The organism is Actinosynnema sp. NPDC053489 (assembly GCF_044544865.1).
Taxonomy (GTDB): Bacteria; Actinomycetota; Actinomycetes; order Mycobacteriales; family Pseudonocardiaceae; genus Actinosynnema.
This window is the reverse complement of the sequence record NZ_JBITXT010000007.1, coordinates 144,306-164,821: the sequence shown is the minus strand read 5'-3', so window position 1 is coordinate 164,821 and position 20,516 is coordinate 144,306. Positions and strand designations below refer to the sequence as shown.

General features: G+C 75.6%; 18 protein-coding genes. 14 read left to right on the top strand and 4 right to left on the bottom strand.

All coding sequences use genetic code 11. The annotated features are described in order from the left end of the window. The first annotated feature begins 7 nt into the window (after positions 1-7). Genes ACIGNX_RS17995 through ACIGNX_RS17955 form a run of 9 tightly spaced genes read left to right on the top strand, consistent with a single transcriptional unit; the run spans position 8 to position 9,802 of the window. On the top strand, positions 8-832 hold the full coding sequence (locus tag ACIGNX_RS17995) for a hypothetical protein (RefSeq protein ID WP_396541344.1): 825 nt from the start codon (positions 8-10) through the stop codon (positions 830-832). Further along, the gene (locus tag ACIGNX_RS17990) at positions 829-1,782 is read left to right on the top strand and encodes a polysaccharide deacetylase family protein (RefSeq protein WP_396541342.1); all 954 of its coding nucleotides are present in this window, start codon (positions 829-831) and stop codon (positions 1,780-1,782) included. The genes ACIGNX_RS17995 and ACIGNX_RS17990 overlap by 4 nt, the downstream gene beginning before the upstream one ends. Then, positions 1,779-2,945: an O-antigen ligase family protein gene (locus tag ACIGNX_RS17985; protein ID WP_396541340.1), complete on the top strand. Its 1,167-nt coding sequence runs from the start codon at positions 1,779-1,781 to the stop codon at positions 2,943-2,945. The genes ACIGNX_RS17990 and ACIGNX_RS17985 overlap by 4 nt, the downstream gene beginning before the upstream one ends. 1 nt (position 2,946) lies before the next feature. Then, the gene (locus ACIGNX_RS17980) at positions 2,947-3,990 is read left to right on the top strand and encodes a glycosyltransferase (protein WP_396541338.1); all 1,044 of its coding nucleotides are present in this window, start codon (positions 2,947-2,949) and stop codon (positions 3,988-3,990) included. Positions 3,991-3,992: 2 nt separating this feature from the next. After that, positions 3,993-4,964, top strand: coding sequence for a hypothetical protein (locus ACIGNX_RS17975; RefSeq protein WP_396541336.1), 972 nt, complete (start codon positions 3,993-3,995; stop codon positions 4,962-4,964). Further along, on the top strand, positions 4,958-6,220 hold the full coding sequence (locus tag ACIGNX_RS17970) for a glycosyltransferase 87 family protein (RefSeq protein WP_396541334.1): 1,263 nt from the start codon (positions 4,958-4,960) through the stop codon (positions 6,218-6,220). Before ACIGNX_RS17975 ends, ACIGNX_RS17970 begins: the two co-directional genes overlap by 7 nt. After that, positions 6,217-7,623, top strand: a complete 1,407-nt coding sequence (locus ACIGNX_RS17965; protein WP_396541332.1) for an oligosaccharide flippase family protein — start codon at positions 6,217-6,219, stop codon at positions 7,621-7,623. Before ACIGNX_RS17970 ends, ACIGNX_RS17965 begins: the two co-directional genes overlap by 4 nt. Before the next feature lie 11 nt (positions 7,624-7,634). Next, positions 7,635-8,708, top strand: coding sequence for a glycosyltransferase (locus ACIGNX_RS17960; protein ID WP_396541330.1), 1,074 nt, complete (start codon positions 7,635-7,637; stop codon positions 8,706-8,708). Next, positions 8,705-9,802 (top strand): glycosyltransferase family 4 protein, encoded by a 1,098-nt coding sequence (locus ACIGNX_RS17955; RefSeq protein ID WP_396541328.1) that lies wholly within the window; start codon positions 8,705-8,707, stop codon positions 9,800-9,802. The genes ACIGNX_RS17960 and ACIGNX_RS17955 overlap by 4 nt, the downstream gene beginning before the upstream one ends. Here the strand turns inward: ACIGNX_RS17955 and ACIGNX_RS17950 are convergent. Then, the gene (locus ACIGNX_RS17950; RefSeq protein ID WP_396541326.1) at positions 9,783-11,198 is read right to left on the bottom strand and encodes a putative glycoside hydrolase family 15 protein; all 1,416 of its coding nucleotides are present in this window, start codon (positions 11,196-11,198) and stop codon (positions 9,783-9,785) included. The two genes, ACIGNX_RS17955 and ACIGNX_RS17950, sit on opposite strands and share 20 nt — an antisense overlap. After that, positions 11,195-12,610, bottom strand: coding sequence for a sugar transferase (locus tag ACIGNX_RS17945; RefSeq protein WP_396541324.1), 1,416 nt, complete (start codon positions 12,608-12,610; stop codon positions 11,195-11,197). The genes ACIGNX_RS17950 and ACIGNX_RS17945 overlap by 4 nt, the downstream gene beginning before the upstream one ends. A gap of 333 nt (positions 12,611-12,943) precedes the next feature. On the opposite strand from ACIGNX_RS17945, the gene ACIGNX_RS17940 reads away from it, so the two are divergent. Next, positions 12,944-13,771, top strand: coding sequence for a glycosyltransferase (locus ACIGNX_RS17940; RefSeq protein WP_396541322.1), 828 nt, complete (start codon positions 12,944-12,946; stop codon positions 13,769-13,771). Beyond that, complete coding sequence (locus ACIGNX_RS17935) at positions 13,771-15,078, top strand: FAD-dependent oxidoreductase (protein WP_396541320.1); 1,308 nt, start codon at positions 13,771-13,773, stop codon at positions 15,076-15,078. Before ACIGNX_RS17940 ends, ACIGNX_RS17935 begins: the two co-directional genes overlap by 1 nt. On the opposite strand, the gene wecB is transcribed toward ACIGNX_RS17935, so the two are convergent. Continuing rightward, a complete protein-coding gene (gene wecB, locus ACIGNX_RS17930) occupies positions 14,996-16,168 on the bottom strand; it encodes a non-hydrolyzing UDP-N-acetylglucosamine 2-epimerase (protein WP_396541924.1) in 1,173 nt (390 codons plus the stop codon). The genes ACIGNX_RS17935 and wecB overlap by 83 nt on opposite strands. Before the next feature lie 210 nt (positions 16,169-16,378). Here wecB and ACIGNX_RS17925 point away from each other — a divergent pair, with 210 nt between their 5' ends. Further along, positions 16,379-17,326: a lysyl oxidase family protein gene (locus ACIGNX_RS17925; RefSeq protein ID WP_396541318.1), complete on the top strand. Its 948-nt coding sequence runs from the start codon at positions 16,379-16,381 to the stop codon at positions 17,324-17,326. 148 nt (positions 17,327-17,474) lie between these two features. Further along, positions 17,475-18,323, top strand: a complete 849-nt coding sequence (locus ACIGNX_RS17920) for a serine/threonine-protein kinase (protein ID WP_396541316.1) — start codon at positions 17,475-17,477, stop codon at positions 18,321-18,323. Here ACIGNX_RS17920 and ACIGNX_RS17915 read toward each other — a convergent pair. Next, positions 18,320-19,102 carry an alpha/beta fold hydrolase gene (locus ACIGNX_RS17915; protein WP_396541314.1) on the bottom strand — a complete coding sequence of 261 codons (783 nt, stop codon included), beginning with the start codon at positions 19,100-19,102 and terminating at the stop codon, positions 18,320-18,322. The genes ACIGNX_RS17920 and ACIGNX_RS17915 overlap by 4 nt on opposite strands. Positions 19,103-19,197: 95 nt before the next feature. Between ACIGNX_RS17915 and ACIGNX_RS17910 the strand changes: the two genes are divergently transcribed. Further along, positions 19,198-20,508: a PLP-dependent aminotransferase family protein gene (locus tag ACIGNX_RS17910; RefSeq protein ID WP_396541312.1), complete on the top strand. Its 1,311-nt coding sequence runs from the start codon at positions 19,198-19,200 to the stop codon at positions 20,506-20,508. The last annotated feature ends 8 nt before the right edge of the window (positions 20,509-20,516 follow it).

The window sequence follows — 20,516 nt, the reverse complement described above, 5'->3', positions numbered from 1 at the left end:
GAGTCGCGTGACTGGTTACCTCGAACTCACCGCCTCGGCGGTGCTGTACGCGCTGGGCATCGTGGCCCAGGCGATCGCCTCCCGGCGCGCCGACGAGGGCGGTGGCGGCCTCGGCCTGCTCGCCCGGCTCGCCCGCGACCGCCTGTACCTGATCGGCTTCGCGGGCCAGGTCGGCGGGTTCGCCCTCGCCTTCCTCGCCCGCGCCCGGCTCCCGCTCTACCTCGTCCAGGCCGGCTCCTCGTGCGCCGTGGGGCTCGCCACCCTGTTCGGCATCGCGGTGCTCGGCTGGCGGGTCCGCGCGGTCGAGGTCGTGGTGCTCGTCGTGATGGCGGCGGGCCTGCTGCTGCTCGTCGCGGCGGCCACCCCGTCGGCCGCGCGCGACGTGCCGCAGGGCCCCGGGATCGTCCTGTTCGGACTCCCCGTCCTCGTGCTCGTCCTGGTGCAGCGACGGGTCCGCGGCGTCGTGCCGCCGGCCGCCGCCGCGGGCCTGGCCTTCGCCGTGGTCGCCATGACCAGCCGCACCCTCGCCGACGAACCGCTGCCCACCCTCCCGCTGTACCCGCTGGCGTGGCTCATGGTCGTCGCCGCGCTCGTCGGCCAGTCCTACCTCGCGCTGGCCCTGCGCCGCGGCTCGGCCACCGCCACCGCGGCCACCATGGACGCCACCACCGTCGTGCTCACCTCGATCGTCGGCATCGCCGCCCTCGGCGACCGGATCGCACCCGGCCGCGAGTGGTGGGTCGCGGTCGGCGTGGCGCTGGTGGTCTGCGGCGTGCTCCTGCTCGGCTACGCCGACCGCTTCGCCCGCGCGGCCGCGGAGGTGACCGGGTGAGCACCGCCAGCGTGTCCCTCGACCTCGACAACCTCTGGGCCTACCTCAAGACCCACGGCGACCCCGGGTGGGAGCGCCTGCCCAGCTACCTGCCCACCGCCGTGCCCCGCCTGCTGGAGGTCTTCGGCGAGCACGGCCTCACCACCACCGTCTTCGTCGTCGGCGCGGACGCCGAGCGCGACGACGGCGCGCGGGCCGTCGCCGACATCGCCGCCGCGGGCCACGAGGTCGCCAACCACTCCTACCACCACGAGCCCTGGCTGCACCGCTACACCCGCGACCGGCTCGAAGCCGAGCTCGCCCGCACCGAGGACGCCATCATCGCCGCGGGCGCGCCCCGGCCGACGGGCTTCCGCGGCCCCGGCTACAGCGTCACCCGCGACCTGCTGGAGCTGCTCGTCGAACGCGGTTACCGCTACGACGCCAGCACGCTGCCCACCTGGATCGGCCCGCTCGCCCGCGCCTACCACAACCGCACCGCGCCGACCGGCGGCGAACGCGACCTGTTCGGCGGCTTCGCCCGCGTCCGCGCGCCCAACGCCGCCTACCGCTGGCGCGTCGGCCCCGGCCTGGTCGAGCTGCCCGTCACCACCATGCCGCTGCTGCGCGTCCCGATCCACGGCTCCTACCTGCTCCAGCTGCACCAGGTGTCACCGCGCCTGGCCCGCGGCTACTTCACCGCCGCGCTGCGGCTGTGCGCGGCCCGGGGCGTGCAGCCGTCCGTGCTGCTGCACCCCACCGACGTGCTCGGCGCGGCCGAGGCACCGGGGCTCGAGTTCTTCCCCGGCATGGGGGTGCCCGGCGCGCGGAAGGTCGAGTTCCTCGGCTGGGTGCTCGGCGCGCTGCGGGCGCACCGCTTCGACGTGGTCGGCACCGGCGAGCACGTCGACCGGCTCGACGCGGGCCTGCGCGAGCACGACACCGGGCTGCTGGCGCGGTGCGGCGGATGACCTGGCTGGTGCGGGTCCTGGCGTGCGCGACGGTGTTCACCGCGCCGCTGGAGGGCTACCTCTTCCAGCTCCACGGCCAACTGGCCAAGCTGCCGCCGGCCCTGCTGGTCCTCGCCTGGGCGGTGCTGCGGGTGCGGCAGCGGCGGGCACCCGAGCCGCACCCCGTGCACGTGCCCCTCGCGGCGCTGGCCGTCGTGGTGCCGGCGTCCTGGGCGGTGCACGCGGGCGGGCCGTACGCGGCCGGGTACGCGCTGCGCTGGCTGCCGTTCCTGCTGATCACGGTCGTGCTGGTCGACGTCGTCTCCCGCGAGGTGCCGATCCGGGCCGTCCTCGCCGCGACCGCCGCCGGAGCCGTCGTCGCCGCCGCCGGCGCGCTCGCCGGCATGGCCGTCGAGGGTCAGGCGCGGGCCGCCGGGCCGCTGGAGGACCCGAACGACCTGGCCTACTTCCTGGTCGCCGCGCTGCCGCTGCTGGTGGCGCTGCGCCACCGCGCGCCGGCCGCGCTGGCGGCCGTGGCGCTGACCGCGGGCGCGGCGGCGACCTTCTCCCGGGGCGGCGCGCTCGCCCTGACCGCGGCCCTGGCGTGGCTGCTGGCCCGCCGCGCCCTCCCGCTGCGGGCGCTGGTCGGCGCGGTGGCCGCGCTGGCCGTGCTCGGCGTGGCCGCCGTCCTGTTCGCCGGACCGGAGCTGGACCGGGCCGTGCGGGAGAAGAACCACGTCGCGGCCCTCAACGTCGACACCCGGGAGCTGCGCTGGCAGGCCGCCGCGCGCATGGTCGCCGACCACCCGGCCCTCGGCGTCGGGCCGGGCGGGTTCCGCGCGGACTACCCCGCCGCCTCCAACAACGCCGAGATCGACGAGCAGACCCCGGTGGCGCACAACACGTACCTGGAGGTCGCCGCCGAACTGGGCGTGCCCGGCTTCGCGCTGTTCGCGGCGCTGCTGGTGCTCACCGCCGTCGTCAGCGAACGCGTCCGCCGCACCACGCCCGACCCGCTGCCGATCGTCGCCGCGCAGGCGTCCCTGATCGCGGTCGTGGTCGCCTCGACCTTCCTGTCCCAGCAGTACTACCTGCCGTTGTGGTCGCTGGTCGCGGTCGTCGCCGCGGCCGACCTGCGTCTGAGGAGGGCGAACGACGTTGCGTGTGCTCCACGTGATCAGTGAGATGGGTACCGGCGGCGCCGAGGCGCTCGTCGCCGGGATGGCCAGGACCGGTGAGCAGTTCGGCTGGCAGTCGGCGGTGGCCAGCGGTGGCGGGCACCGGGCGGAGGCGTTGCGCGCGTGCGGCGTGCCGACGTTCACCGTGCCGGTGGCCCGGCGCCGGGCGACGGGCGTGCTGCGCGCCACCGCGGCGACCAAGGCCGCGATCCGCGACTTCCGGCCGAACGTCGTGCTGGCGCACAACGTGTCGGCCAGCCTGGTCGCGCGGCTGGCCGTGCTGCCGCGCCGGCTGCCGCTGCTGACGGTGTTCCACGGCGTCGCGGAGGCCGACTACACCGGCGCGGCCCGCATCCTCAAGCGCACCTCGCGCACCGTGGTCGCGGTCGCCGACGTCACCGCCGACCGGCTGCGCGCCGCCGGCGTGCCCGACCCGGTCGTCATCCCCAACGCGGTGTTCCCGCAGGTCGAACGGGTGGACCGGAACGCGGTGCGGGCGGTGCACGGCGTCGCGCCCGACGTGCCGGTCGCGCTGTGCCCGGCCCGGCTGGAACCGCAGAAGCGGCACGACGTGCTGCTGGAGGCGTGGGCGCGGCTCGACGGCGGCGCGGTGCTGTGGCTCGCGGGCGACGGCAGCCTCCGCGACGTGCTGCGCCGCCGCGCCGCCGAGCTGGGCGTCGCCGACCGGGTCCGGTTCCTCGGCAACCGGTGCGACGTGCCCGACCTGCTGGCCGCCGCCGACGTCACCGTCCTCACCAGCGACTGGGAGGGCATGCCGGTGGCGGTGCTCGAGTCGCTGGCCGCCGGCCGTCCCGTGGTGGCGACCGACGTGGACGGGGTGCGGCAGGCGCTGGCCGGCGGCGGCGGGCTGCTCGTGCCGCGCCGCGACCCGGGCGCGACGGCGCGGGCCCTGCGGTCGCTGCTGTTCGACCCGCGGGCCCGCGCGGAACTCGCCGGGGCGGGCCTGGAGTCCGTGCGCCGGCAGCACGACCCGCGTCTGCTGATGCGGTCCTACGACGAACTGCTGCGCACCGCGATCGGAGCGTCATGAAGGTGTTGAGCGGGCCCCGGGACGTGCGCGTCCCCGCCGGCCTCAAGAGCGTCCCCGCGGCCCTCGGGCGGGTCCTCGCGGCCCTGGGGCGGGTCCTCGCGGCCCTGAAGCGACCGCTGGCGCTCAGCGTCGGCATCGCCCTGCTGGTCGCGGCGGTCGTGGTGGTGGCCGTCGAGGTGGCGGGCAAGCAGTACGAGAGCCGCGTCGGCGTGCTGGCGGTGCCCGCCACCGGCGACCCGGAGCAACCCCTGGAGGCGAGCTTCGGCGAGGTCGTGGCGTTGTCGCTGCCCGCCCTGGTGGAGGTGTCCCGCAGCCCGTCCGTGCTGCGCGGCCCGGCGACCGACCTGGGCACCACGCCCGACGACCTGGCCCGCCGGGTGTCCGTCGAACTGGTGCCCGCCTCGGGCCTCGCCCGGCTGTCCGTGCGCGCCGAGACCCCGGACCGGTCCGCCCAGGCCGCGCTCCGCATCGCGCAGGCCGTGGTCGACGCGGACCTGCTCGCGCCCGTCGCCCGGCTGCGCCTGCTCGACCGGCCCGAGACCACGCGGGTCGCGCCCGACCGGCCGCTGGCCTACGGCCTCGCGCTGATCGCCGGCGTGCTGGCCGGCCTGGTCGCGCACGCCGTCGGCCACCTGCGCCGCACCCGCCCCCGCGACCTGGTGCGCGCCGCGCTCACCGCGGGCGGCGTGCGGCGCCCGGTGGCCGTGCTGCCCGACGACGACCCCGACCTGGCGCAACGGCTCGCGCTGCTGTGCGAGGCCGCCGCACGGCCCGCGCGCGTGGTCGCCGTGGTCCCGGCCCTGGCCGACCGCGCCGAGGAACTGGCCGCCGAACTGCCGGACAAGACCGGCGAACCCGCCGACGGCGACTCGGTGATCGCCGTCGTCCCCGGCGGCGGCCCCCAGGAGGAGTTGGCGACCGTGGTGGGCGCGCTGCCCGCGACGGCGACCGTGGTGGCGGTGGTGACGTGCTGAAGACCGTCGCGACGAAGGACGGGGTGCGGCTGCTGACCGCACTGGCGGTGCTGGTCGGCGTGGCGGCGGCGTGGCGCGCGCTGCGGCCGGCGTGGCAGGTGCCGCTGCCGACGTGGGAGAACCTGCCCGAGGAACGACTCCAGGACTTCCGCGACGCGCTGTACTTCCCCGTCCGCGAGTTCCTGGCGGGCGGCAACCCCTACCTGCCGGACACGATGTTCGACCACTGGCCGGTGCGGCAGGCGTTCAACCTCTACCAGCCCTACCACCTGCTGCTGCACGCGCCGTTCGCGCTGCCGGGGTACCGGGTCGGCGCGGTGGCGTTCACCCTGGCGTCGCTGGTGCTGCTGGTCGCCCTGGCGCTGCTGGCGGCGGGCCGGTTGCGCCCGCACGTGCCGGTGGTGCTGGGCACGGCGGTGGTCGCGACGCTGCTCGTGCTCAGCCAGGTCGGCAAGGCCCAGCTGTACGTCGGCCAGGTCAACCCGCTGATCGCGGTCGGCGCGGCGGGCGCGCTGCTGGCCCGCCGGGACGCGCCGCGGTGGGCGGCGGTCGCGCTGGCGCTGGCGTGGCTCAAGCCGCAGTTCGGCCTGCCGCTGGCGGTGCTGCTGTTCGTGCGCGGCTCCCGGCGGGTGGCCCTGGGCGGGACGGCGATCGCCGCGGCGGCGAGCCTCGTCGTGGTCGTGCCCCTGGTCGCGCGCGGTGGCGGCGTCGGGCCGTTCCTCGACGCGATCGCCGCGAACCTCGCGCACGCCGAGGGCACGACCTACGGCGCGGTGGACTCGATGACGGCCCAGCGCGTCGACGTCGCCGCCGTGTTCTACCGCGTCACGGGGTGGGTGCCCGCCGGCGCGGAACCGGTCGTGCTGATCGGCGTGCTCGCGGTGAGCGCGGTGCTGGCGCGGCGGCTGGACCGGATGGGCCAGCCGGCCGCCGCGGACCTGCTCACGTGCCTGGCGGTGGTCGCGGGCGTCGTGCACCAGCCCGGCGACGTGCTGATCGCGGTGCCGTCGCTGGTGGCGGTCGGGGTGGTGTGGTGGCGGCGCGGGTGCGAGCGCGACTGGCGGCTCGCCCTGGCGGTGGCGCTGCTCCTCGTCCCGTTCGCGCACCTGCACTTCGTCAGCCGGGTGGTCCGGGCCGTCGCGAGCGCGCGGGCGGACGTGACGGTCGACGGCGTCGCCGTGGTGGCGGCGTGGGCGCTCGCCGCGGCCTTCGCGGCCACCCGCCGCTGCTCGGGCGTCGGCACGGTCCGGACGTGACACCGGTCGGCCGGCGGGCCGTGCGGGGCTCGCTGTGGCTCTTCGCGGTCAACCTCGTCAGCAAGGGCAGCCAGATGGCCGTCACGCTGGTGCTGGCCGCGTTCCTGACCGAGGAGGGGCTCGGGCTGGTGGCGCTGGCCGTGGCGCTGGTGAACATCGGCCAGGTCGTGCAGTCCATGGGCGTGTACGACGTGGTCAGCCGCACGGAGCGCGACCCGGGCCGGGTGGCGGGCACGCTGCTCGTGCTCAGCGCGGGCGCTGGTGTCGTGCTGGCCTCGGCGCTGGTGCTCGGGGCGGACGCGGTCGCGGACGCCCTGGACTCGCCGTCGGCCGCGCCGCTCGTGCGGCTCGCGGCGCTGAGCCTGCCGTTCTCCGCGGTGGCCGGGGTGCAGATGGGCCTGCTGCACCGGCGGCTCGACTTCCGCCGCCGGCTGCTGCCCGACGCGGGCGGCGCGGTCCTCGGCGCGGTGGTGGCGATCGCGCTCGCCGCGGCGGGCTGGGGGCCGCACTCCCTCGTGGTCGGCCTGCTGTGCACGGCGGTCGCGCAACCCGTGCTCGCCGTCGCCGTCGGCGTGCGGGTGCGGCCGGTGTGGGACGCCGACGCGGCCGCCGAGGCGGTGCGGTGGATCGCGGTGGTCGGGCCCGGGGCGCTCGTGGCCGTGCTGCTGATCAACGTGGACTACCTGGCCATCGCCCGCGTGCACGGCCCGGAGGCGGTCGGCGCGTACTCGTTGGCGTACCGGATCGCCTGGGTGCCCTACATCCTCGTCGCCGTGGTGCTCGGCGGTGTGGTGCTGCCGCTGTGCGCCGAACTGGTCCGCGAGGGCCGGGGACTGTCCGAAGTGGTCGGTCGGTTCACCTCGGCCGTGCTCGTGGTGACCGGCGGCCTGTACGCGGTGACGGCGGCGCTGGCCGACCGGGTCGTGGTGTTCGGCGCGCGGTGGGCGGACGCGGCACTGCCGCTGGCGCTGCTGTGCCTGTACGGCCTGGGGATCAGCCTGCTGCACCTGTGGTACCAGGTGCTCAAGGCCGCCGGGCACGCCCGCCGCTACCTGGCGCTGGAGGTGACCCACCTCGCGCTGCTCCTCGCCGGCCTGCTCATCGCCACCCGGCACGGCGTGGTGGCCGTCGCGCTGGCGCAGGTCGCGGCGGCGTGGCTGGTCGTGCCGTGCACGTGGTGGGCGTTGGCGCGGCGGGGGATCGGCCCGCCGCTGCCCGCCCTGGCCCGCGGCGCGGCCGGCGTGGTCGGGGCGGCGGCGTGCTGCGCGGCGGTGGGGCTCGCGGTGGGTGACGTGTTCGGGCCACCCGGATCGGTGGTGGCCGCGCTCGGTGAAGGGGTCGTGCTGGCGGTGGTGTGCGGCGTGGTCGTGGCGGCGGCGAACCGGGAGGTGGTGCGCCGGTGAGGGTGGTGCACGTGAGCCAGCCCGTGACGGGGGGCGTGGCGGCGGTGGTGCTGGACCTGGTCCGCGCCCAGCGCGACCTGGGGTGGTCGGTGGCGGTGGTGTGCCCGCCGGGACCGCTGGCCGACCGGGCGCGCGGGCTGGGCGTGGAGGTGCGCGACTGGCCGGCCCGGCGGCACCCCGGGCTCGGGACGCCGGGGGAGGCCGCGCGGTTGCGGCGGGTGCTGCGGGACCTGCGTGCGGACGCCGTGCACCTGCACAGCTCCAAGGCGGGCCTGGTGGGGCGGCTGGTCGTGCGCGGGCGGCGGCCGACGCTGTTCCAGCCGCACATGTGGTCGTTCCAGAGCGTCAGCGGGGTCGTGGGCCGGGCGGCGCGGGTCTGGGAGCGGCTGGCGTCGCGGTGGACGCACCGGCTCGTGTGCGTGAGCGACGACGAGCTGGTGGCCGGGCGCGCGGCGGGGGTGCGGTGCCCCGCGGAGGTCGTGTGCAACGGCGTGGACGTCGACCGGTTCCGACCGGACGACCGGCTGGCGGCGCGGTGGCGGCTGGGGCTGCCGGACGTGCCGACCGCGGTGTGCGTGGGGCGGCTCGTGCCCTACAAGGGGCAGGACCAGCTGCTGGCGGCGTGGCCCGCGGTGCGGGCGCGGGTGCCGGACGCGCGGCTCGTCCTGGTCGGTGACGGCCCGATGGCGCGGCGGTGGCGGGAGGCCTGCGACGACGAGTCGGTGCGCTGGTGGGGCGAGGACGACGGGGTGACCGACTTCTACGCCGCCGCGGACGTCGTCGTGCTGCCGTCGCGGGAGGAGGGGATGGCCCTCGTGCCGCTGGAGGCGATGGCGTGCGGGCGGTCCGTGGTGGCGTTCGACGTGAACGGGGTGCGGCAGAGCGTCGGCGAGGCGGGCGCGGTGCTGCCGGTCGGTGACGTCGGGGCGCTGGCGGAGGCGGTCGCGGTGCGGCTCGCCGACCCGGCGGCGGCGGACCTGGAGGGCGCGTGCGGTCGCCGCCGGGTGGAGCTGCTGTTCGACCGGCGGCAGATGGCGGACCAGGTCGCGGCCCTGGTGGACGAGCTGCTGGTGGGTGCCCGGTGACGCGTCGGCTGCGGGTGGCGTACGTGCTCACCCAGGACAGCGGAGGGCCGGTCGACGTCACCGTGCGGCTGGCCCGGGCGCTCATCGCGTCCGGGGAGGCGGACGTGCGGCTGTTCGGGCCGGTGCCCCGGCGCGGCGCCGAGGTGGTGCACGGCCACCACGAGCACGTCGAGGTGGGCGACAAGGCCGACGTGCGGGCCGGGCGGCGGGCGCGGGCCGTCGTGCGGGCCTGGCGGCCGGACGTGGTGCACGCGCAGGACCGGCGGGCCGGGCTCGTCACGGCCGGGCTGCGGTGGCGGCACAAGGTGCTCCAGACCTACCACGGCGTGCCGGACGACGTGGGGGAGGAGTGGTTCCGGGGCGTGCCGCGGTCGGCGAGGCCGTCGGTCTACACGCGGACCGTCCTGGCGGCCGACGCCGTGGTGGCGCGGGCCGTGCACCGGACCGTCGTGCCCGCGCCGGAGATGGGCCGGTTCCTGTCGGCCAGGCTGAGGGTGCCGGCGGCCCGGTTGGCGCACATCGACAACTGCGTGGAACCGGCGCACGCGCAGCCGCCCACCGGCCCGGTCCGCCGCCTGGTGTTCGTCGGGCTGCTGGTGCCGCGCAAGGGGCTGGCGACGTTGCTGTCGGCGTTGGCGCTGCCCGGGGTGATGCCCGCGGACGCCACGTTGACCGTGGTGGGTGACGGGCCGGAGCGGGAGCGGGCCGAGGAGTTGGCGGGCGCGCTGGGCGGGCGGGTGCGGTTCTTGGGCTTCCGGGCCGACGTGCCGGACGTGCTGCGCCACCACGACGCGCTCGTGCTGCCGTCCACGATGGAGCAGCAGCCCCTCGTCGTGGCCGAGGCGATGGCGGCCGGCAAGCCCGTGGTCGCCACGGACACCGGCGGGGTCGCCGACATGCTGGGTGGCGCGGCGCTGGCCGCGCCGGGCGACGTCGACCAGTTGGCCGCCCGGCTGTGCGCGTTGTTCGCCGAACCCGACCCCGCCCGCATCGGCCTGGCCCTCGCGGCCCGGGCGCGGGAGCGGTTCGCGCCGCACGTGTGCGCGCGGCGGCACCTGGACCTCTACCGGGAACTCATGGGCTGGGCGACGTAGGGCCCGCAGTCGTGCTCGTCGTGCTCGTCGTGCCCGCGGTCGTGCTCGTCGTGCCCGTGGTCGTGCCCGTCGTGCCCGCGGTCGTGCTCGTCGGCCCGGTCGTGGTCGTGGTGGGTGTCGTGGTGCGCGCGGTGCCCGTAGTGCCCGAGGGGTTGACCAGGACCACGGCGTCACCGGACGCCAGCTCGATGGAGTCCGGCGCGGCGACCCCGCCGTCCACGTTCACCAGACCCGGCGGCGGCGACACCCGGACGGCCTTCCCCGTCGGGTTCACCGCCACGTACCCGCCGGTGAACCGCCGGTCCCACACGCCCGACGGCAGCCGGTTCGCCGTCTCGGTCGCCTCGCCCAGCTTTGCGTCCTGGTACTCCGACCAGTCCGGGTTGCGGTAGTCCTTCGTGCTCGCGCCCGACCAGCACGTGTAGGGGCCCGCGAGCAGGGCGGCCGTGGCGTACCCGAGGCGCTCCTCGCGCGCGCCCTTGGTGTGGGTGATCAGCAGCAGCCAGCTCTCGCCGAGCGCGGCCTGCGACCGCAGCTCCTTCCACTCGTTGCCGGTGAAGGTGAGCAGCTCGCCCGTGCCGTTGTCGCGCAGGCCGAAGTTCTCCTCCATCGCGCCGTCGTACCGGGAGTGCGCCGTCCACCGGCCCGCGGTCAGGTGCGACTCCGACACGTTCGGGATGAGCATCTTGCCGGCCCTGTGCAGCGCGTCACCGGCCGTGGTGAGGAACCGGTCCATGCCCTCGCGGATCATCCGGTCGGACTCGTCGGCGCTCAACGTGCCCTTGAGCACGGCCGGCGAGTAGTACCGCAGGGAGCTGAAGTCGTTGTCCGCCAGCACGCCGTCCCAGCCCTCGTGCACCACCTCGGTGACGACGGCCTCGCTCCACGCCTTCTGGTACGCCGGGTCCCACACCGTCATCTGCCAGTGCTTCGGGTAGGCGGTCCACTCGATCCGGTGGTTGCGGGCGTCCACGGCGAACCACTGCGGGTTCTCGCGCTCCGCCTTGAAGTAGCCGATGCCGGTGGGCAGCAGCGGCGCGTCCGCGTCGCCGACCACCGTGCCGGGGTAGTTCCGCGCGCTGGCGAAGTCCTTGTAGACCAGCACCTTGACCTTAGGGTTGAGCTGCCTGAGCCGCCGCAGCGCCCACGTCTCGGTCGCGTTGAGCACCACGAGGCCGTAGTGCTCGGCCGCGAACGCCAGTTCGCGGTTGGTCGGCGGCTCGCCGATGCCGTACCACCAGCCGCACGGGGCCAGCGGCTTGGGCAGCGGACCCAGCGGGTCCTGCGGCGGGACCGGCCGGCCGAGGGCGAGGCCGCTGGTGCACGCGGTGCTCGACACCAGCAGCGCGGCGGCGCACAACAGCCCGAGGACGCGCCCGGCGCGTCGGCGGTTCACCGGTTCCTCCGGCACAGCAGCTCACCCACCGTCTGCAACAGGATTTTGACGTCCAACCACAACGACCAGTTGGCTATGTAGTAGTTGTCGTAGCGCGACCGGTCGACAATCGAGGTGTCGCCCCGCAGCCCGTGCACCTGCGCGAGCCCGGTGAGGCCCGTCGGAACGCGGTGGCGGGCCCAGTACAGCTCGTGGATCGCCGAGAATTCGCGCACGAAACCCGGGCGTTCCGGGCGCGGTCCGACGATGGACATGTCACCCCGGAGGATGTTCCACAACTGCGGCAGTTCGTCCAGCGAAGTGCGCCGCAGGAATCGTCCCACTGGTCCGACCCGGCGATCCCCGGCCACCGACCAGGTGACTTGGGAATCGTCTTCCCCGGTCATTCTCACGCTGCGCAACTTGTAGAGCACGAACGGCTGGTCGTCCATGCCGACCCGGACCTGGCGGAAGACCACCGGCCGGCCGCTCTCCAGCAGCACGGCCAGCGCGCACACCGCGATCACCGGCGACAGCACCACCAGCGCCACCGCGGCCAGCAGCACGTCCATGGCGCGCTTGACCCACCAGCTCGGCCTGCTGGTCGGCGCGGTGCCCAGCCGCATCAGCGGGTAGCTGCGCAGCCGCTCGATGTCCGGGCCGTCCTGGTACAGCTCGAACATCCGCGGCACGACCAGCGTGGTGCAGCCGAGCCGGTGCGCGGTGATCGCCGAGTCGACCACCGACGACTCGCGGGCGTGCGAGAACGCCAGCACCACCGTGCCGACACCCAGGCGGGTGATCGCGTCGGCCAGGTCCTCGTCCATCAGCGCGACGGGCAGCGCGGCGCGGTCCAGCGCGGGCTCGGGGTCGACGAACCCGACCGGGCGCAGGCCGAACTCCGGGTGCGCCAGCATCGCCCCGACCAGGTCGACCCCCACCTTCCCGGCGCCGACCACGATCGTGCGGTCGCAGCGGTGGAACCGGCGGCGGCACCAGCGGCCGAAGGCGAACACGAACAGCCGGGCGGGCTCGGTCAGCGCGGCGAACGCCAGCACGGCCCACTGCGCGGGCGCCGCGCCACCCGGCGGCGCGCCGACCAGCCCGACCAGCCCGACCGTGGCGAACGCCACGGCCGTCGCGCCGATCGAGCGCGGCAGGTCGTGGAACCAGGACAGCCACAGCCGCCGCCGGTACAGCCGGCACGCGGCCCGCGCGCCCAGCAGCGCCACCGCCACGACGGTCGTCCACCACGCGCCCAGCGAGTACCGCGCCGCCACGACCGCGACCACCGCCACGTCGGCCGCCACCAGCAGCACGGCGACCGCGTTCACCCGCCGCAGCAGGTCCGGGCCCGCCTCCTCCCGCGACCCCGGGTTGAGCCACCGCGACACCAGGGTGGTCGGGGTGGTCGCCGAGCCGACCCCGCTCACCTCGGACCGCCCTTGTCAGGGACCGAGCGCGTCCCGCCCACGCCACACCACATCCGGACGACGTCCTTCCCACCATGAACCGATAATTGGTCACCCGTTCGAGACCATCCGAACGGGACTCTCTGCTCACTCGGTGTGCATCGAGTGTGATTCATTGGCGCTATTTCACTCTCTGGATGAACATTCTTCCCCTTTCCGGTGGTACGCGCCTCCGCGACCGGCGGAAATTCATCCGGACGTGCGACGGGATACCGGCGGGGCGGTCGAATCCCCTCGTCGCCCGGAGGCGAATAATTCTGGACCGTCATACGCCATCCAGTGAAATGGGGCCCATTGAGCGTCGACGAAGGCGACGTGCGCACCGCGTCGGAAGAGGGCGGGCCGGCCCTTTCCGGTGACGTGCGCACCCACGCCCGTGCCCATGTCGTGCTGCCCGCCTACAACGAGGCGGCCTCGCTGCCGCCGCTGCTCACCCGGCTCGCCGAGGTCGCCCTCACCGAGAAGCTCACCGCCTGGGTCGTGGACGACGGCTCGTCCGACGGCACCGCCGACGTCGTCGCGGCCGGCTGGCCCGGCCTGGACGTGCGGCTGGTCCGCCACCGCGTCAACCTCGGCCTCGGGCAGGCCGTCCAGTCCGGGCTGCGGGCCGTGCTCGCCGAGGCGTCCGGCGACGACGTCGTCGTGGTCATGGACGCCGACGACACGCACGACCCGGCGCTGATCCACCGGCTGGAGGACGAGATCGCGGCCGGCGCGGACGTGGTCATCTGCTCCCGGTTCGTCGACGGCGGCGACGACGCGACCGCGCCCCCGCTGCGGCGGCTGCTGTCGCGCGGTGCCGCGGCGCTGTTCCGGCGCGTGCTGCGGTTCGCCGACGTCCGCGACTTCACCAGCGGCTTCCGCGCCTACCGGGTCAGCCTGCTCGCCCGCGCCCAGCGGCACTGGGGCGAGCGGCTGATCGAGGAGCGCGGCTTCGCCTGCATGGTCGAGCTGCTGCTCAAGCTGCGGCACTGCCGCCCGGTCGTCACCGAGGTGCCCCTGGCCCTGCGCTACGACCGCAAGCGCGGCCCGAGCAAGATCCGGATCGCCCGCACCGTCGGCCAGTACGCGCGGCTCCTGGTGCGCGACCGGCTCTCGCCCGCGCCCCACCGGGCCCTGTGATGCGGCCCGACCCCGGGCACGTGGTGGTCGTCGGCGGCGGCATCTGCGGCCTGGCCACGGCGCACCGGCTGGTGCGCGCCGGCAGCCGGGTGACGGTGCTGGAGGGCAGCGACCAGCTCGGCGGCCTCGGCACGTTCTTCGCCTGGCGCGACCGCTGGGTGGAGCGCTTCTACCACTGCGTGATGCCGACCGACGACCACCTGCTCGACCTGCTCGGCGAGCTCGGGCTGCGCGACGCGATCACCTGGCGGCCGACCACGATGGGCATGGTGGTCGACGGTCGCGCGTTCCCGTTCAACACGGCCCTCGACCTGCTCAGGTTCACCCCCCTGGGTGTCCCCGACCGGCTGAGGTTCGGTGCGGTGTCGGTGCTGCTGCGGCGGTTGGGGCGCGGCAAGGACCTCGACGGCACCCGCACCGAGGACTGGTTGCGCGGGCTGTACGGCGACCGGGTGTGGGAGCTGCTGCTCGCGCCCCTGTTCGGGGCGAAGTTCGGCGCGCGGTTCGGCGACGTGCCCGCGCTGTACCTGTGGCAGCGCCTCGGGCGCGAGGGCGCGGTGTCCGTGCGCGGCTACCCCCGCGGCGGCTACCGGGCCGTGATCGAGGCGCTGCGGGAGTCGATCGAGGCGGGCGGCGGCTCGGTGCGGCTGAACGCGCCCGTGCGGCGGGTCTCGCTGAGCGGCACCGGCGCGCGGATCACCCTCGGCGGGGGCGAGGTCGTGGCGGCGGACCGCGTGGTGTCGACGCTGCCGCTGCCGCTGCTGCGGCAGCTCGCGGACGAGGACCTGGCCGCGCGCCTGCCCGACGTGCGGCTGCCGTACCAGGGCGTGGTGAACGCGCTGTTCTTCCTGCGCCGACCGCTGTCGGGCCACTACTGGACCCCCGTGGTGCGGTCCGGCACCGAGTTCGACGGCCTGGTCGAGATGACGCCGCTGGCCGGCGTCGAGCCCTACGACGGCCGGCACCTGGTGTACGCGATGCGCTACACCGACCGGGAGTCGCCGCTGTTCGCCGAGGACGAGTCGTCGGTCGCCGCGCGGTGGACGGCGCAGCTGCGGGAGCTGCACCCCGCGCTGTCCGCCGACGACGTGGAGGACGTGCGCGTCTTCAAGGCACCGTTCGTGGAGCCGGTGTACCCGCTCGGTTACCTCGCGCGGCGACCGCCCGTGGTCGTCGCGGGCACCCCGGTGCTGCTGGCGACCACCGCGCACGTCTACCCGGACGTCACGAGCTGGAACTCGAGTGCGGGACTGGCGCGGCGGGTAGCCGCGACGCTGGCGGGGGCACCACAACCCGTTCCGGGCTGAGCTGCCGGGCGCGCACCGGCTCGCCGCGGACCAGCTGCCGCAGCGCGGCGGCGATCCGGGCCGACGGCGAGCCCGTGCCGTACGGCGACGGGATGTGCTCCAGGCGCTCGCGGTGGCCCGGCACGTCGTCCAGCCACCGCAGCACCTCCTCGCACACCCGCGGGCCGGGCGGCACCAGGGTGCCGAACGTGCCCTCGATCTCGGGGCGCTCCGTGCTGCGGCGCACCACGACCACCGGGCGCTTGAGCACGCTGACCTCCTCCTGGATGCCGCCGGAGTCGGACACGACCACGGCCGCGCAGCGGGCCAGCGCCAGGAACGCCGGGTACGCCTGCGGTTCCACGACCCGGAGCCGGCGCAGCAGCGGGGTGAGGCCGAACGCCTCGACCCGCTTGGCCGTGCGCGGGTGCAGCGGCAGCACGACCGGCAGCGGCAGGCGGTTCAGCTCCCGCAGGATCGTCTCCAGGTTCACCGGGTCGTCCACGTTCTCCGGCCGGTGGACGGTGGCCAGCACGTAGCCGTCGCGCCGCAGCTCGTGCGCGGCCAGCACGACGGCCTCCTCGTCCCGCCCCGGCAGCGCCGTCACCAGCGCCTCCACCACCGTGTTGCCGGTGATCTCGATGCGCTCCTCGGGGACGCCCTCGGCCAGCAGGTTGGTGCGGTTGAGGGGCGTGGGCGCGCAGCACAGGTCGGCGAGGTGGTCGATCGCCACCCGGTTGTGCTCCTCGGGCATGGCCCGGTCGAAGCTGCGCAGGCCCGCCTCGACGTGCACCAGCGGCACGTCGTTGGCGTTGGCGGCCAAGGCGCCGGCCAGCGCGGAGGTCGTGTCGCCCTGGACGATGACGGCCCTGGTGGGGTGCTGGGCCAGCACCCCGTCCACGGCGGCGATGGCCGCGCCGAGCTGGCCGCCGCGCCTGCCGCCGCCCACGGCCAGCTCGTGGAACCGGCCCGGCCTGCCGATGTCGCGCCGGATGCGGTGGTACATCGCGGTGTCGTAGTGCTGCCCGGTGTAGACGACGGCCGCGCCGGCACCCAGCACGCGGATCAGGGGGGCGAGTTTGATCAGCTCGGGCCTGGTGCCGCACACCATCGTGACGGTGCCGGTGACTGCCTGGTCTATCGGACCCACCTCCAGTCGCGGGTGACGCGCCCCGGGGCGCGATCGCGGTGAAGGTTAGAGTCCTGGCGCGGGATTTCCCTTGTGCCTCAGTCGATCGAGTGAACTTGGGCGTTCACGGCCCGAATTGCCGGTGCGGCTCACTAGGTTGGTCCGTGGATCATTCCGAGTGGACGGACTCCCATGGTGCGAAGACACGCGATCCTGCTCGCGTCGGTGGTGCTCGCCTCGGTGGCGGTGGGCCCGTCGCCGGCGTCGGCGAGCGGGACGGTGCTGCTGCCCGACCTGCGGCAGGCCCCGGTGGGCTGCGCGGGCGGTTACACGGGCGACCCGAAGCGGTGCGTCGACTGGGACCTGTGCCCGGTGGCCGACGCGACCGCGCCCAGCGGCGAGTGCGCGTGGTCCGGCCCGATCGGCGCGGTGCGGCTGCGGTTCACCACCTCGGTGGACAACGTGGGCGACGGCCCCCTGCTCATCCACGGCAGCCGGGGGGACCGGGGGCAGCCGCGGATGACCGCGCGGCAGGCGTTCCAGTCCGCTGTGGACGGTTCGATCCCGATGGCGTTCGAGCAGGCGCAGCGCGACCTGCCCACGACCCTGTACTACGAGCCCGCCGCCTCGCACCAGCACTGGCACCTGCTCGACTTCGAGCACTTCCAGCTCCGCACCCCGTCGGGTGAGGCGGTGGTGACGGACCGGAAGACCGGCTTCTGCCTGGGCGACCGCTACGCCACGGCGGACCGCCTGGCCAACCGCCCGACCGACGGGGCGAGCGCGCAGGGGCGGCTGGCGGCGTTCCTGCGGGAGAACCGGTGCGGCCACCGCACGCCCGACGCGCTGACCGTCGCCGAGGGCATCTCGGTGGGGTACGGCGACGACTACCTGCACACCGTCGACTTCCAGTGGCTCGACATCAGCCGGGTGCCGTCGGGCCGCTACGACGTCGTGAACGTCGTCAACGAGGACCGCTCGCTGCTCGAGAAGTCCTACGCCAACAACGCCTCCTCGATCTCGATCTCGATCCGCTGGCCGGACGGCGCCACCACCCCGCCGGCCACGATCACCCACCCGCCGGAGATCCGCCTGCTCCGCGCGTGCCCCGGCACCGACCGCTGCACCACCCCGCGCTGAGCCGGGAGGTGTGCCGCGGGCGCGGCCCTGCTCGGCGACGAGGAGGTCGCGACTCGCTGTGATCAGACCGCGACCTGTTCCGGCGTTTGGGTGACGAGCGGCTCGGGAACTCGGGTACGTCCGCACAGGCGACCCGAAGGGTGGGGCCATGGCTTTGGCCACCGAGGACCGCGTGCTCGCCGGCCGCTACCGGTTGACCGGCCGGCTCGGCGTCGGCGGGGCGGCCGAGGTGCACCGCGGGTGGGACGTGCTGCTGCGGCGGTTCGTCGCGGTCAAGGTGTTCCGCGGTGGTGAGGTCGAGGCGCGCCGGTTCGACAACGAGGTCCGCACGTTGGCCGCGTTGTCGCACCCCGGGCTGCTGTCGGTCTACGACGTCGGCACGTGCGACGGGACGTCGTTCGTCGTGCTGCAGCTGGTCGACGGCACGACGCTGCGCGACCGGCTGTTCGACGGCGTGTTCACCCCCGCCCAGGTCCGCGCGCTCGGCCACCAGGTCGCCGACACCCTCGCCCACGTGCACGGGCAGCGCGTCGTGCACCGGGACGTGAAGCCGGCGAACATCCTGCTCGACGGCTCGGGCACGACCTACCTGGCCGACTTCGGCCTGGCCCGCTCGCTCGACGCGGCGCGGGTGACCACCACCAACGTGGTCGTCGGCACCGCCTCCTACCTCGCGCCGGAACAGGTGCGCGGCGAGGAGGTCGGCCCGGCCGCGGACGTCTACGCCCTCGGCCTGGTGCTGCTGGAGTGCCTCACCGGCTACCGCGAGTACCAGGGCGACCGGGTGGAGGCCGCCGTCGCGCGCCTGCACCGCCCGCCGTCGATCCCCCACCACGTGCCCGCGGGCCTCGCCCGGCTGATCAGGGCGATGACCGCGCTGTCCCCGGACCGCCGGCCCACGGCCGCCCACGTCGCCGACCGCCTCCGCCCCGCGCCCGCCGCGCTGCCGCGCACCCGCCTGCTGTGCGGGGTCCGGCCGGTCGCGCGGCCCGCCTAGAGCCGCGCGAGGAACCGCTCCAGGACGTCGGTGAACTCGTCGGGCCGCTCCAGGTTCGGCAGGTGCGCCGCGCCCGGGATCACGGCCAGCGCCGAACCGGGGATGCCCTCGTGCAGGCGGCGGGCGACGGCGACGGGCGTGTACTCGTCCTCCTCGCCGACGACCACGAGTGCCGGCACCGCGACGCGGGCCAGCGAGTCCCGGTAGTCCGGCCGCTCCGCGCGCCCCCGCAGGGCCGCCGGCGCGCCCTCCGGCGACGTGGACCGCATCATCCGCAGCACGTGCGCCGCCACCTCGGGCAGCGCGCGGGCGTTGTGCGGCGAGATCATCCTGTCCAGCACCTCGTCCGCGTACGGGCCCATGCCCTCCCGCAGCAGGCGGTCCGCCGCCCCGCGGCGCGCTTCCCGCCCGGCCGGCGCCTCCGCTTCCGGGAACGTGTCCGCCAGCACCAGCGCGCGGACCCGGTCCGGGTGCGTCCGGTGCAGTTCCATGGCGATCTGCCCGCCCATGGACAGCCCGCACAGCACCACGCGGCCCAGCCCGAGGCGGTCGAGGAGCCCGACCAGGTCCCCGGCGAACGCGCTCAGCGGCGTGGTGCCCGCGACGACCGTCGTCCCGCCGTAACCGCGCAGGTCGGGCGCGATGACCCGGTACCGGTCGCGCAGCCGGGCCACCTGCGGCCACCACATCGACCGGTCGAACGGGTGGCCGTGCACGAACAGCACCGGGATGCCGTCGCCGTGGTCGTCGTAGGCGATGTCGATGTCGTCGATCCGCACGCGTCCCCCCGAAGCCGTTGACGCGGGCAGCCTAGGAACGCCACCCTGCTCGGTGCAATGAAAACAATGCTCTCGGTGCAATGTGGGGTGCCGGTGTGGTCGACTACCGCGTGATCGCCGACCGGCTCGCCGCCGACATCGCCACCGGCCGGCTCAAGCCCGGCGACCGCCTCCCGCCGCAACGCGCGTTCGCCCGCCGCCACCGCATCGCGGGCTCCACGGCGGCCCGCGCCTACGGCGAGCTGGTCCGGCGCGGCCTCGTGGTCGGCGAGGTCGGGCGGGGCACGTTCGTGCGCTCCGCGCGGCCCGTCGACCCCGCGCCGACCGACCCGGGAGGCGCCCGGGTCGACCTGGAGCTGAACTTCTGCGCCCTGCCCGACCAGCCCGACCTCCTCGCGCCCGGCCTCGACCGGCTCGTCCGGCACGGCCTGGCCGACGCCCTCACCCCGGTGGGCGTCCGCGGCACCCCCGAGGCCCGCGCCGCCGCCGTCCGCGCCCTGGGCCGGGGCGGTTGGGCGCCGGACCCCGACCGGGTGCTGTTCACCGGCAACGGCAGGCAGGCCATCGCCGCCGCCGTGTCGGCGCTGGTCCCCGTCGGCGGCCGGCTCGGCGTCGAGGCCGTCACCTACCCCGTGGTGAAGGCCGTCGCGGCCAGGCTCGGCATCACCCTCGTGCCGCTGGCCACCGACGAGCACGGCGTGCTGCCGCACGCGATCCGCGCGGCCGACGTCCGCGCCGCCTACCTCCAGCCGGTGCTGCACAACCCGCTCGGCACCACCATGCCCGAACACCGCCGCGCCGAACTCGCCGACACCGCCCGCGACCTCGACGTGCAGCTCGTCGAGGACGCCATCTACGCGTTCCTCGGCCCCGACCTGCCCCCGCTGGCCCCCGAGCGCACCACCGTCGTGGACAGCCTGTCCAAGCGACTCGCCCCCGGCCTCACCACCGGCTTCGTCGTCCCACCCGGACCCCTGGTCGACCGGGTCGCCGCCGCCGCCCGCGCCGGCGGTTGGGGCGTCGGCCACTTCCCGCTCGCCGCGGCCACCGCCTGGCTCACCGACGGCACGGTCGACGCGGTGGTCGAGCGCAAGCGCGCCCTCGCCGCGCGACGCCAGGTCCTCGCCCGCCGGCACCTCGCCGGGTTCGACGTCCGCGCCGACCCCGGCGCGTACCACTGCTGGTGGCGGCTGCCCGACCACTGGCGCGCCGAGACGTTCGTGGCCGCCGCCGCGCGGCGCGGCATCGCCGTCACCCCCGCCGCCGCGTTCGCCGTCGTGCCCGGCCACGCGCCCAACGCCGTCCGCCTCGCCCTCGCCGCCACCCCGGAACCCGTCCTCACCGCCGCGCTGGACGTGCTCGCCGCCCTCGCCGCGGGCAACCCGGAGGACGAACCGGTGGACTAGGGTCACGC

What these genes read in the sequence shown, in the direction of transcription:
- ACIGNX_RS17985 (WP_396541340.1), top strand. Translation starts at nt 1,779, where the DNA reads ATGACCTGGCTGGTGCGGGTCCTGGCGTGCGCGACGGTGTTCACCGCG.
- ACIGNX_RS17980 (WP_396541338.1), top strand. Translation starts at nt 2,947, where the DNA reads ATGGGTACCGGCGGCGCCGAGGCGCTCGTCGCCGGGATGGCCAGGACC.
- ACIGNX_RS17935 (WP_396541320.1), top strand. Translation starts at nt 13,771, where the DNA reads ATGCGGCCCGACCCCGGGCACGTGGTGGTCGTCGGCGGCGGCATCTGC.
- wecB (WP_396541924.1), bottom strand. Translation starts at nt 16,168, where the DNA reads ATGGTGTGCGGCACCAGGCCCGAGCTGATCAAACTCGCCCCCCTGATC.
- ACIGNX_RS17925 (WP_396541318.1), top strand. Translation starts at nt 16,379, where the DNA reads ATGGTGCGAAGACACGCGATCCTGCTCGCGTCGGTGGTGCTCGCCTCG.
- ACIGNX_RS17920 (WP_396541316.1), top strand. Translation starts at nt 17,475, where the DNA reads ATGGCTTTGGCCACCGAGGACCGCGTGCTCGCCGGCCGCTACCGGTTG.